The following is an 11,916-nucleotide window of genomic DNA, read 5'->3' on the forward strand; positions in this document are numbered from 1 at the left end:
ATGACGGTGAGCAAGAGTGACGGGCCCGGGGTCGCGGTGGCCACGATCATGCTGGGCGTGGTGACGCTTCTTGCGGGTGGCGTGGCCGCAGGTGTGGTACTGGCGCCGGATCGTGTCCCACAGGCCGTACGGTCACCGGAGGCGGTGGCTACGGCGCCGGTGTCGTCGCAGGTGTTCGACGACGTCCGGCGCGTCAAGGTGACGCCGCAGGTCGCGCAGGAGGCGCCGCTGCCGTTGTCGGACTCGGGGCGGGTGACGGCGTCGTCGTGCGTGCCGGGCGGGGTGATCGAGTCGGGGTCGAGCCCCGCGACGATCGACGACCGGCCGGTGCTGGCGCTGGCGACGTCGGTCCCGCTGTGGCGCGACCTCGCCCCGGGCGCGAAGGGCGACGACGTGCATGCGCTCCAGGCCGAGCTTGCGCGGATCGGGTTCCCTGTTCGTGCGGACGCGGAGTACGGGAACGCGACGAAGACGGCGGTGACGCGCCTGTTCAAGGATGCGGGAGTCGCGAAGCCGTCGGGTGACCTTCCGGCGGCGTCCGTGCTGTGGTTGCCGGCGCCGTCGGTGGCGGTGAAGGAGTGCGGGGCGCCGTTGGGCGCGGTCGCGGGCGACGAGCCGTTCGTGACCGTTGCGGGCGCGCTGTCGTCGTTGCGGCTCGCTGACTCGGTCAGGGACGGCGCCCCGGGCGCGCGGGTGGTGCAGTACGGAGAGCTGACCGCACCGGTGGGCGAGGGCGGCGTGGTGACGGACCCGACGTTCCTGGAGGAGGTGCAACGTGGCCCGGAGCTTGCGGCGTGGCAGCGTTCGGGGGGCTCGGAGCCGGTGACGCTGGAATACGTGCTGGCCGAGCCGCTGGACGTGGCAGTGGTGCCCCCGGGCGCGTTGTTCGCGCTGTCGGGCAGTTCGGGGTGTGTGGTGGGAGACGGTAAACCCCGGCCGGTGACGGTGGTGTCGTCGTCCCTGGGGCAGACGTTGGTGACGTTCGACGGCGCCGCGCCGTCCGTCGTCGACCTCACGCCGCAGGGGCAGTCATCGTGCGCGTGAGGCCGAGCAGAGCGGGCCGACTGAGCTCAGACACAGGAGCGCCGGGAGCCAAGTACGTGCGCACGTCCGGGTTGTCACACGCGTTCGACGGGACGGGCACCCTGTTCACGGGCTTGGACATGGTGCTGCGACCTGGGGAGGTCGTGGGGCTGGTCGGCCCGTCGGGCTCGGGCAAGTCCACGTTGCTCAGCCTGCTCGCAGACTGGGTGACGCCTCGGGCGGGCACGATCGAGCGGGTCGGGGTCGATCACACGGGGTGGGTGTTCCAGAATCCGCACGGGGTGGCAAGGCGCGCGGCCCTGGACCACGTGGTGCTGCCGTTGCTGGCGCGGGGGGCCCGGCGCCGCGATGCGGAGACCGAGGCGCTGGAAATCCTGGACCGGTTCGCGCTCGCGCCGGTCGCGGGCCGGCCCTTCCGCGCGCTGTCGGGCGGGGAGGCGCAGCGGCTCATGCTCGCACGTGCGGTGGCGATCGCTCCGGACCTGCTGCTCGTGGACGAACCGACCGCGCAGCTCGATCTCGCGACCGCCGCGACCGTGAACGGTGTCCTCGAGGGGATCGCGCAGCAGTCCTCGATCGTCGTCGTCGCGACGCACGACCCGAACACGCGCGACGCGTGCACGCGCATCGTCGACCTCGCGGACTACCAGGAGGAGACGTCCAGCCTCGCGGGGCAGCGGGCCGGAGGGGCGCGATGAGCACCACCCCGCCCGCAGCGACGGCTCCGCCCACGACCCTGCCTGCCTCCACGCCTGCTGGTATACCCGACCAGACCCCGCCGCGCCGTCGTCGGTCGATGCGGGCCGGGTCGACGATGTCCGAAGCGTGGCGCAACGTCCTGACCGGCACCACACGTGCGGCGCCGTACGCCGTCGTGCTGCTGCTCGCCGTCGGCGTGCTCGCCGCGGTGGATGTGCGTGCGGTGGTCGACGTCGTCCGCGGCGCGCAGGACTTCCGCGACGCCGGTGCGAGCGTGCAGGTGCTCGAGTCGCCCGAACACGTGGACGCGGTGCGGTGCGAGGCGCTGACCCAGATCGCCGGGGTGCGCGCCGCCGGTGCACTGCGTGCGGGCGAGCCGGTTCGTGCTCTGAACCTCCCGGGGTCAGAACTCTCCACCTACGAGATCACTCCCGGCCTGGCGCGCGTTCTCGACCCGTCGGCCACGACCGCCTCCGGCGTGTGGCTGGCGAGCGATCTCGCGGACGCGCTCGGCATCCGCGCCGACGACCAGGTCGCGACCAGCACGGGGACGGCCGTCGTCGCGGGCGTCTATTCCTACCCCGACGACGGCCGGGTCCGCACCCTCGGCTACACCTTGCTCACCCCGGTACCGGCCACCGGGCCCTTCGACGCGTGCTGGGCCGAGATCTGGCCCGCCGATGCGACCACGGCCGCCTACCTACGCACCGCTCTCGTGCCCGATCCGTCCGGTGAGATCAGGCCCACTCAGGGCCAGCTCAACGCTCGCCTCGGCACCAGCTACGACGCGCCGGCCCTGCTCGCCGAGCGCCTGACCCGGCACGCCCCGGTCGCCGCGCTCGCCGTCGGGATCGCCTTGGGCTACACCGCGATCCGCTCCCGTCGCCTCGAGCTCGCCGCCGCCCTGCACGCCCGCGTCCCACGACCCGCCCTCGCTTGGCAGGTTCTGCTCGAAACGCTCGCCTGGGCCATCGCCGCGACCATGATCGCCGCTACCACCCTGTGGTGGGTCGCCGCCTGGGACAACCCTGACCCTGGCATCGAGACCTGGGCCACGGGCGCTCGGTCCCTGGCCGCCGGCGCGGTCGGCACCTTCCTCGGCGCCCAGACCGCCGTCCTCACCACGCGAGAGAAACACCTCTTCCGCTACTTCAAGGAGCGCTAGGCGGCCGCAGCCCGTCCCACCGCCCCTGCTCCCGCTCGTCATCGAGCAGTCTCGGCCGGAGCCCGGGCGGACAGCGCGCCGCCAGGACATACTCGGTCCGTGCCGACCGACGAGACGACCTCTTCCGCGACCACCTCCGCGCAGCGGCGGCCCGACGACGTCCCGCGCCGCTCCGCGGTCATCGTCAACCCGAACCGCGTCGAGGGGCTCGACGCGCTGCGCGAGCTCATCGTCGCGCGCCTCACGGACGCCGGGTGGCCCGAGCCCGCGTGGCTCGAGACGACGGCCGAGGACCCGGGGACGGGCCAGGCGCGCCAGGCCGTCGAGGACGGCGCCGAGGTGGTCTTCGTGAGCGGCGGGGACGGCACGGTCCGCGCCGTCGTCGAGGGGCTCGCGGGCACCGACGCCGCGCTGGCGATCCTGCCGGGCGGCACGGGGAACCTGCTCGCCGCCAACCTCGGGGTCCCGTCGGACGCCGAGGAGGGCATCCGGCTCGTGCTGCGCGGCGGCCGGCGCACGATCGACGTCGGGGTGGCCGACGGGCAGACGTTCGCGATCATGGCCGGCATGGGCCTCGACGCCGCGATGATGCAGGACGCGCCGACGGCGCTCAAGGCCCGCGCGGGCTCGATCGCGTACGTCTTCTCCGCGCTCAAGCACCTGGCCGACGACGAGATGCACGTCGAGGTCACCGTCGACGGGCGGACGCGTCGGCGCCGGGCACGCACCGTGGTCATCGGGAACGTCGGGCGGCTCCAGGCCGGGACGAACCTCCTCCCGGACGCGGAACCCGACAACGGCCAGCTCGAGGTCGCGATCTTCGCGCCCCGGAACCTCAAGCACTGGGTCCAGCTCCTGTGGGGCGTGGTGCGCGGCAAGAGCCGGGTGCCGAGCCGCGAGGTCGTGCGGGGGCGTGAGGTGTCCGTCGTGTCCGACCGGCCGCAGCCCCGCCAGCTCGACGGCGACGTCATCGATCCGGACGAGCGCCTCGACGTCAGCGTGCGGCCGGACGCCCTGCACGTGTGCGTCTACCACCCCGAGGAGTCCGAGGACCTCACGCGCGGCGCTCCCGGCAACCGCTGAGCCTGTTCTGACCGGTGCGCCGACCTCGTGCGAGGGCGGGCGCGCGGGAGCACCGTAGGGCCATGAGCCCACGACCGCCCGAGCGTCCCGGCGCGCAGGAGTGGCTGCCCCGCGGCCGCGCCGTGCACGACGTCGAGGCGCTCGACCGGGCGGCGCACGACTGCCACGGGTGCGAGCTCTGGGCGGACGCGACGCAGGTCGTGTTCTCGCGCGGGCCGCACGACGCGCGGCTCGCCCTCGTCGGCGAGCAGCCCGGCGACCACGAGGACCGCGAGGGCGAGCCGTTCGTGGGCCCGGCCGGGCGCCTCCTCGACGACGCCCTCGACGCGGCCGGGCTCGCGGCCGACGACGTGTACCTGACGAACGCCGTCAAGCACTTCCGGTTCGAGCAGCGCGGCGGGCGCCGCCTGCACAAGAGCCCGGACGTCGCGCACGTCCGCGCGTGCCTGCCGTGGCTCACCGCCGAGGTCGCCGCCGTGGGGCCGCGCGTCGTCGTCGCGATGGGCGCGACCGCGGGGCGCGCCGTCCTGGGGCGGCCCGTGCGCGTGACCGCCGAGCGGGGACGGGTCCTCGACCTCGGCGACGCGGAGCCGGCGTCGCCGTTCTCCCCGGGCGCGCCCGGCGACGGTGGGCGCTCCGAGCCGTCCGACGGCGCCCGCCTGCCCCGGCCGACGGACGCGCCGCGCGTCGTCCTCACCACCCACCCGTCCGCGCTGCTGCGCGTACGCGACCGCGCCGAGCGCGAGGCGGCGTTCGCCGCGCTCGTCGACGACCTCCGCCTCGCGGCCGACGCGGCCGACGCGGCGGGAACGCGGTGAGCGCCCACCCGGCCCCGCCCGGTGCGGGGCCGGGCACGCCGCCGCACGGTGCGTCGCCGCACCCGGCACCGCGGGTGGTGGTGAACGCCCAGCGCTGGGAGGCCCTGACGTTCCTGCACTGGCCCGTCGACCCGGCCGTCGTGCAGGGGTGGCTCCCGCCCGGCCTCACCGTGCAGGAGGCGGGCGGGACGACGTGGCTCGGGGTGGTCCCGTTCCGCATGGCGGGCGTCCGCGTCCCGCCGCTGCCGCCGCTGGGCGCGTGGTCGGCGTTCCCCGAGCTCAACGTCCGCGTGTACGTGCGCGACCGTGCGGGCGCCGAGGGCGTGTGGTTCCTCGGCCTGTGGGCGACGTCGCGCGCGTTCGTCGCCGCGACACGCGCGGCCGGCGTCCCGTACCACCCGGCCCGCGCGGCGGTGCACGCGCGCGGCGACCGGGCCGGGGCGCCGTCCGCGGTGCGCTACCGGTTCTGGTCCGACGGCCGCGGGCCCCTGCGCGTGCCGCACGAGCACCCGGGGCTGCGCGACCTCTCCCTGCACGCCGAGGTGCGCGCGCACGAGGAGGTGGACGCGTCCTCGGGCCTCGTGCGGTGGCTCACGGCACGGTGGTCCGCGTACGGCGCGCGGGCCGGGCGGCTGTGGCGTTTCCCCGTGGTGCACGAGCCGTGGACCCTGCGGCGCGGCACCCTCGACGTCCTCGACACCGACCTGCTCGACCGCCTCGGGCTGCCGCCCGCCGACTCGCCGCTCGTGCACGTCGCCGCGCCGGTGCACGCCCGGTTCGCGGCCCCGCGGCCCGTGCGCTGAGGTCAGGCGGCCGGGTCGACGATCCCGTGCCGGAACGCCCACACGACGAGCTGCACGCGGTCGCGCGCGCCCGTCTTCGTCATGGCCCGGCTCAGGTGGGACTTCACGGTGCTCGGCTCGAGGAACAGCGCCGTCGCGATCTCCGCGTTCGACGACCCCCGGCACAGCAGCGCCACGATGTCGAGCTCGCGCGGCGTGAGGAGCGCGGCCGCGTCGTCGTCCCGCGACACCGGGGCACGACGCCGCGCGAACTCGCCGAGCACGCGGCGCGTGAGCGACTGGTCCACGAGGCCGTCGCCCGACGCGACGCGGCGGACGGCGTCCACGAGCACCTCCGGCTCCGCGTCCTTGAGCAGGAACCCGCTCGCCCCCGCCTCCAGCGCCCCGAACACGTAGTCGTCGAGGTCGAACGTGCTCACCACGAGGACGGGCACCGGGTCCGTGACGTCGGGCCCGGCGAGCGCGCGCGTCGCCGTGATGCCGTCGCCGCCGGGCATGCGCACGTCCATGCACACGACGTCGGGGCGCTCGCGGCGCGCGACCCGCACGGCGTCCGCGCCGTTCGACGCCTCGCCGACGACCTCCAGGCCCTCGCTCTCGAGGATGACGGTGAAACCGGCGCGGACGACGGCCTGGTCGTCCACCAGCACGACGCGTGTCACGAGGCCTCCTGGGCGGGGGTGCGAGGGTCGCGCGCGGGGGCGCGGGGGACGGTCAGCCGGACGAGCCACGCGCCGTCGGGCGTGCGCCGCGCGTCGAGCGTGCCGCCGAGCACGGCCGCGCGCTCGCGCATCCCGACGAGGCCGTGGCCCGGTCGCGCGTCCTGCGGGGGAGCGGCGCGACCGGCGGGGTTGCGCACGGTCACGACGACGGCCGCCGGGCTCCACGCGATCCGCACCGCGACCGGTCGCCCGGGTGCGTGCCGCCGCGCGTTCGCGAGCGCCTCCTGCAGCACGCGGTAGACGGCGATCTGCGCGGTGGGCGTGGGCTCCCAGGGCTCGCCCTCGGTCTCGACGGTGACCGTCGTGCCCGCCGCGCGGGCCGTCTCGAGGAGCGCGGGGAGGTCGGCGAGCGTCGGCTGCGGGGCCTCGCGCTCGTCGCCCTCGTCGTCGCGCCCGCGCAGGATGCCGACCACGAGGCGCAGGTCGTCGAGGGTCTCGCGGCCCTGCGACCGGATCCAGCGCACCGACTCCTTGGCGCGCTCCGGGTCGGCGTCGACGAGCCGTTCCGCCGCGGACGCCTGCACGACGATGCCCGAGAGGTGGTGGGCCGCGACGTCGTGCAGCTCGCGCGCCATGCGGGCACGCTCCTCGAGCACCGCCTGCGCGGCGAGCGCCTCGCGCTCGCGCTCGGCGCGCACCACGCGGTCGCGCAGCTCGGCGACGAGCTCGCGCCGCGTCGCGACGTACGAGCCGACGAGCGCCGCGCCCACGAACGTGAGCACCGCCGAGAGCAGCGCGCCGCCCACCTGGAGCGCGTGCTGCGCGGGCCCGGCCCCGGCGGGGACACCGAACCCGCCGAGCGCGAAGACGAGCAGGACCTGCGCGAGCGCCGCGAGCGCCGGCGCCCCGAGGCGCGCGCGGCGGGGCGCGTAGGCCCCGGCGGAGTAGGCGGCGACGAGCGTGGCCGGGGCCTGGAACCCGACGTACGGCGGCAGGAGGGCGGTGATCGCCACCTGCGCGACGACGGTCAGCGCGAGGCAGACCAGCGGTGCCCGACGGCGGAGCACGAGCGCCGCGGCCTGGCCGACGACGAGCGTGAGCACGGTCGCGCGCACGCCCGGGCCGATCACGCTCTCGCCCGGGCCCGCGCCGAACGTGGCGCCGACCTCTGTCGCGAGGACGCGCTCGATGCCGAGGAACAGCGCGACGGTCGCGAGGGCGACGACACCGGCCAGCACGGCGTCGCGGCCGGTGTCGGTGCGGACGCCGACCCGGTCGAGCGCGCGGCGCAGGGTCTCGGTCACGGTCCTCCTCCAACGGGCGACGGGTGCGGGGACGGGGTGCGCCGTCGGGCCCGCCCACCCTACGGGGCGGGCGGGCCGACGGCGCCGTGCGGCTCCCGGCCTGTGGACGACGGGTCGTCGCGTCGGGAGCCGGACGGGCTGTGGTCAGACGAGGTCGCGCCGGCGCAGGCTCACGGCGCCCCCGCCGAGCAGGAGCGCGGCCCACGCCGCGAGCCCGGCGAGGGCGGCGAGCGCGCCGAGCGGGGCCGCGCCGCCGAGGAGCGTCGCGGCGGACCCGCCGGTCGACGCGAGCGCGCCCAGCCCGAGCGGGAGCCACTCGGCCGCGGCCGAGTCGCCGCCGGACAGGAGCGTCACCGCGCCGCGGACGATCGGCTCGGCGAGCGCGAGCGCGGCGACCGTGACGACGCCCGCGACCTGGCCGCGCACGAGGGTGCCGATGCCGAGCCCGAGCCACGCGAGCAGGACGAGCACCGCGAGCCCGCGGGCCCAGACGCCGAGGACGTCCCCGGGGCCGAGCGCGAGGCCCGCGCCCGGCGTCGTGAGGATCGCGACGAGCAGGCCCAGGGCGCCCAGGAGGGCGAGGACGACGCCGACGCCGAGCGCGACGGTCGCCGTCGCGCCCGCCTTCGCGCCGAGGATGCGCAGCCGCGACGGCTGGACGAGCGCCGTGGGCACGATGCCGCCCGTGCGGAAGTCGGTCGTCACGGCGAGCACCCCGAGCAGGAGCATGCACACGGTCGCGACGCCGACGGAGCCGGAGCCGCCGAGGCCGGTGCCGAGGAGGTCGAGCATCGAGCGCTGGAACGCGGGCTGCGAGACGTCGGCGAGCGCACCGAGGTCCGGCGCGAGCTCGGCCACCATCTCGGGCGGCGCCTGGAGCCCGACGGTCGTGCCGCCGCCGGCCGCGTCGGCGCTGCGCAGGATCGTGGGGAGCAGCAGGGTGAAGGCCTGGACGACGAGCATCCCGGCGACGGCGACGGCCGCGACGACCCACGTCGCGCGGGTCGTGCGGAGCTTGAGCATCTCGGCGCGGTACATCAGCGCACCCCTTCGGTCGTGGCGGTCAGGTCGAGGTAGAAGTCCTCGAGGGACTCCCCGTGCAGCAGCTCGTCGAGCGGCCCCTCCGCGACGACGCGCCCCTGCCCGACGACGACGAGGTCGTCCGCGACCTGCCGCACCTCGGACAGCACGTGGCTCGCGAGGAGCACGGTGCCGCCGTCGTCGGCGAACGCGCGGACGAGGTCGCGCAGCCAGCGCATCCCGGCGGGGTCGAGACCGTTCGCGGGCTCGTCGAGGACGAGGACCTCCGGGTCGCCGAGCAGCGCGGCCGCGATCCCGACGCGCTGCCGCATCCCCAGCGAGTACGTCCGCACGCGGCGGTCCGCGGCGGGCGTCATGCCGACGAGCGCGAGCACCTCGTCGACGCGGCGCGCCGGGATCCGGCCGGCGGACGCGAGCACGCGCAGGTGGTCGCGCCCCGTGCGTCCCGGGTGCAGGCCGCCCGCGTCGAGCAGCGCGCCGACGGTGCGGGCCGGGTGCGTCAGGTCCGCGAACGCGCGGCCGTCGAACGTCGCGGTGCCCGCGGTCGGGGCCGCGAGGCCGAGCAGGACGTGGAGCGTGGTCGTCTTGCCGGCGCCGTTCGGGCCGAGCAGCCCGACGACGCGGCCCGGCGCGGCGGTGAACGTCACGTCGTGCACGGCGTCGAACGCCCCGTACGCCTTGCGCAGCCCGGAGACGTGGATGGTGGTCATGCCGGTCCCTCCCTCGTGCGTCCCGCACGGGCCTCCCGTGCGGTGCCCCACCAGGCTGTCGCGCGGGCCCCCGCCGGGTCTTGCGGCGCAGGGCGGAACCTGCGTTGCGACCTCCGTGGGAGGCGCGGCGCCGCCCCGCTGGACCGGGGGAGCCGTGGCGGGTATCGCCGCAGGTGAGGGCGTCGGGCGTGACACACGAGCCGGGATGGGGCAGGGTGGACGTCCACCCGACCGCCCCGGCGGGCAGCGTGTCGCGCCGTCCGCCCCCTCGACAGCCCCGGAAGGAGGCGACGTGCGCCGACGCCACGACCGGTCCGGACCCGCCGAGCGGGACCGCACCGCCCCCCTCCAGCGGCCCGCGCGCCGCACCGCCACGCCGTGGGTCACGGTCGCCGCCGGCGCCGGGGCGGTGACGCTCGTCGTCGCCGTCGCGGGCATGGTCGGTGCCGCGACGGGCGGTGGCGAGGCGGTCGTCGTCGGCGGGGTCTCCGCCGAGGGCGGCGCGAACGGCGAGGACGCGGTCCCCGCGGTCACGCCGCGCCCCGACACCCCCCGCCCCGAGGTGACCCGCATCCCTCCGCCCGACGCGGCGGACGGCACGTCCGACGACGCGCGCCCGGCCCCGTCCCCGCGCCCGTCCGCGAGCGGCCCGGGAGAGCAGGCCGCGCCCGGCGCGCCCTCGCCCACCACCGAGCCCGCGCCCGCTCCCACCGCGTCCGAGCCGACCCCGGCGCCGACCGCGCCCACCCCCACGCCCTCCCCGACGACCGACCCCGGCACGGCGTCCGTCTCGTGGGTCCAGGAGCGGCTCCGCGTGCACGGTGCCGACGTCGCCGTCACGGGGACGATGGACGACGCCACGCGCACCGCGCTGCGGTCGTTCCAGAAGGCGCACGGCCTCACGCCCGACGGCACCGTCACCGCGGCGACCGCCGAGGCCCTGCGCGCCGCGCCGCCCGACGTCGAGGACCCCACCGGACCTGGCCCGACGCCCCCGGCCGAGCTCGCGCCGACGCCCTCCACCGACCGGCCGTCGGTCGCGGTGCCCGGGCCGTCGTCGAGCGCCGACGAGCCCGCCCCGACGCTCGCCCCCGCACCCTGAACCTCCTCCGCCCGGGCGCGGGCACCCCGCCGGGCCGCACCGCGGTCGGTAGGGTGTGCCCTCGTCGGACGACGGACGGAGCAGTGCCATGACGAGCGCGGCCATCGGCGCCGGGCAGGACCCTACGGGCTCCCGCCGCGCCGCGGCGCCCGACCCCGCCCGCGGATACGCGAAGGGGCGCGCCAAGCGCGAGGAGATCCTCCAGGCGGCCGTCGTGCTCTTCGGCGAGGTCGGCTTCCACGCCGCGTCGCTGCGCGAGCTCGCGTCCCGCGTGGGCATGTCCCACCCCGGGCTGCTCCACCACTTCCCGACGAAGGCGGCGCTCCTCGAGGCGGTGCTCGACCACCGGGAGACCGTCGACCGCGCCGACCTCGAGGAGGACCTCGCGCGCGGGACCGACTTCTTCGACGCGCTGGTGCGGCTCGTCGAGCGCAACGCCCTGCGCCGGCCGATCGTCGAGCTGTTCACGGCGCTCGCGGCCGAGGCGACGTCGCCCGACCACCCGGCGCACGCGTACTTCGTCGAGCGCTACGAGTCCACGGTCGCGCGCATCGGCGAGCAGCTCTCCCGCCGCGCCCGGGCGGGCGGCCTGCGCGACGGCGTCGAGCCGGACGTCGCGGCCCGCCAGCTCGTCGCGCTCATGGACGGTCTGCAGGTCCAGTGGCTGCTGTCCCTCGACCGCCCGCGGCCCGAACGCGTGGACATGGCCGCGGACCTGCGCGCGTACCTGCGCCTCGTGCTGTCCGACGCCGAACGCTGACGGCGCGGTCCGCCCGGGACGTCAGCCGATCAGGTCCGCCGGGAGCGGGGCCTCGCTGCTCGCCAGGCACAGCCCCGTGCGGTCGCCGCCGCGCCAGGACGCCTCGGTCGGTGCCCACACCACGAGCCGCACGTCCTCCGGGGCATCCGGACCGAGGGTCTCGGGCGTGCACACGCGCGCCACCCGGCGGTCCACGGCGTCCTGGCCGGGCCAGACCTCGTCCGCGCCCAGATCGGTGCGGCCGACGACCTGCGCCCGGTGCTCGTCCGCGCACGGGACGGCGCGCACGCGCGTCACCTCGCCGTCGGGCGGGAGCTCGTCGAGGCACGTCCCCAGCACGAGCTGCACCGCGCTCACCGTGCGGGGCGCGTCCACGTCGCCCGCGAGCGGCGTGCGCGCCTGCTCGCCCTGCCACCAGGCGATCCCGCCCACCACCCATCCGAGCGTCGCGACGGCGCCGAGCACCATCCCGGTCACGGCCAGGCCGCGTCCGCGGGTGCCGCGGGAGCGGACGCGCGACAGGGCCGCGGCGCCGAGGCCGACCCCGACCGGTCCGAGCACCACGCCCGCCGGCACGCTCGCGACGGCGAGCGGCTCGACGCCGGGCGCCGCGGGCTGCCACCCGGGTGCGTAGTACGTCTCGGGGGCGAAGCCGGGCCGGTCGCCGGGCCCGGGCGGCGGCACGGGTGCCGCCGCACCCGAGGGGTCGTGCGGCGTCGGGCCGG

General features: G+C 77.0%; 13 protein-coding genes. 8 read left to right on the plus strand and 5 right to left on the minus strand.

The genetic code is table 11. The annotated features are described in order from the left end of the window. The 6 genes from BJP59_RS00290 to BJP59_RS00315 all read left to right on the plus strand — a co-directional run bounded on the left by BJP59_RS00290 (position 1) and on the right by BJP59_RS00315 (position 5,612). On the plus strand, positions 1–1,044 hold the full coding sequence (locus tag BJP59_RS00290) for a peptidoglycan-binding protein (RefSeq protein ID WP_194521855.1): 1,044 nt from the start codon (positions 1–3) through the stop codon (positions 1,042–1,044). Between the two features lie 56 nt (positions 1,045–1,100). After that, positions 1,101–1,742, plus strand: coding sequence for an ATP-binding cassette domain-containing protein (locus tag BJP59_RS00295; protein ID WP_228485201.1), 642 nt, complete (start codon positions 1,101–1,103; stop codon positions 1,740–1,742). Further along, entirely contained in the window at positions 1,739–2,908 is a 1,170-nt protein-coding gene (locus BJP59_RS00300; protein WP_194521856.1) for a hypothetical protein, read from the plus strand. The genes BJP59_RS00295 and BJP59_RS00300 overlap by 4 nt, the downstream gene beginning before the upstream one ends. A 99-nt stretch (positions 2,909–3,007) precedes the next feature. Then, positions 3,008–3,991 (plus strand): diacylglycerol/lipid kinase family protein, encoded by a 984-nt coding sequence (locus BJP59_RS00305; RefSeq protein WP_083711277.1) that lies wholly within the window; start codon positions 3,008–3,010, stop codon positions 3,989–3,991. Between the two features lie 62 nt (positions 3,992–4,053). Then, positions 4,054–4,809, plus strand: coding sequence for a UdgX family uracil-DNA binding protein (locus BJP59_RS00310; RefSeq protein WP_194521857.1), 756 nt, complete (start codon positions 4,054–4,056; stop codon positions 4,807–4,809). A 74-nt stretch (positions 4,810–4,883) separates the two neighbouring features. After that, on the plus strand, positions 4,884–5,612 hold the full coding sequence (locus tag BJP59_RS00315; protein WP_194521858.1) for a YqjF family protein: 729 nt from the start codon (positions 4,884–4,886) through the stop codon (positions 5,610–5,612). A 2-nt stretch (positions 5,613–5,614) separates the two neighbouring features. On the opposite strand, the gene BJP59_RS00320 is transcribed toward BJP59_RS00315, so the two are convergent. The 4 genes from BJP59_RS00320 to BJP59_RS00335 all read right to left on the minus strand — a co-directional run bounded on the left by BJP59_RS00320 (position 5,615) and on the right by BJP59_RS00335 (position 9,329). Then, positions 5,615–6,274 carry a response regulator gene (locus BJP59_RS00320; protein ID WP_085386651.1) on the minus strand — a complete coding sequence of 220 codons (660 nt, stop codon included), beginning with the start codon at positions 6,272–6,274 and terminating at the stop codon, positions 5,615–5,617. Beyond that, complete coding sequence (locus tag BJP59_RS00325; protein ID WP_194521859.1) at positions 6,271–7,578, minus strand: sensor histidine kinase; 1,308 nt, start codon at positions 7,576–7,578, stop codon at positions 6,271–6,273. The genes BJP59_RS00320 and BJP59_RS00325 overlap by 4 nt, the downstream gene beginning before the upstream one ends. Positions 7,579–7,722: 144 nt before the next feature. Continuing rightward, the gene (locus BJP59_RS00330; protein WP_194521860.1) at positions 7,723–8,616 is read right to left on the minus strand and encodes a hypothetical protein; all 894 of its coding nucleotides are present in this window, start codon (positions 8,614–8,616) and stop codon (positions 7,723–7,725) included. Next, on the minus strand, positions 8,616–9,329 hold the full coding sequence (locus BJP59_RS00335) for an ABC transporter ATP-binding protein (RefSeq protein WP_076403655.1): 714 nt from the start codon (positions 9,327–9,329) through the stop codon (positions 8,616–8,618). Before BJP59_RS00335 ends, BJP59_RS00330 begins: the two co-directional genes overlap by 1 nt. A gap of 292 nt (positions 9,330–9,621) precedes the next feature. Between BJP59_RS00335 and BJP59_RS00340 the strand changes: the two genes are divergently transcribed. Then, a complete protein-coding gene (locus BJP59_RS00340) occupies positions 9,622–10,431 on the plus strand; it encodes a peptidoglycan-binding domain-containing protein (protein ID WP_194521861.1) in 810 nt (269 codons plus the stop codon). Between the two features lie 88 nt (positions 10,432–10,519). Next, positions 10,520–11,191 carry a TetR/AcrR family transcriptional regulator gene (locus tag BJP59_RS00345; protein WP_194521862.1) on the plus strand — a complete coding sequence of 224 codons (672 nt, stop codon included), beginning with the start codon at positions 10,520–10,522 and terminating at the stop codon, positions 11,189–11,191. A gap of 21 nt (positions 11,192–11,212) precedes the next feature. On the opposite strand, the gene BJP59_RS00350 is transcribed toward BJP59_RS00345, so the two are convergent. Then, positions 11,213–11,875, minus strand: coding sequence for a DUF4190 domain-containing protein (locus tag BJP59_RS00350; RefSeq protein ID WP_194521863.1), 663 nt, complete (start codon positions 11,873–11,875; stop codon positions 11,213–11,215). Between the last annotated feature and the right edge of the window lie 41 nt (positions 11,876–11,916).

The organism is Cellulosimicrobium sp. JZ28, from assembly GCF_015327065.1.
GTDB classification, from domain to species: Bacteria; Actinomycetota; Actinomycetes; order Actinomycetales; family Cellulomonadaceae; genus Cellulosimicrobium; species Cellulosimicrobium funkei.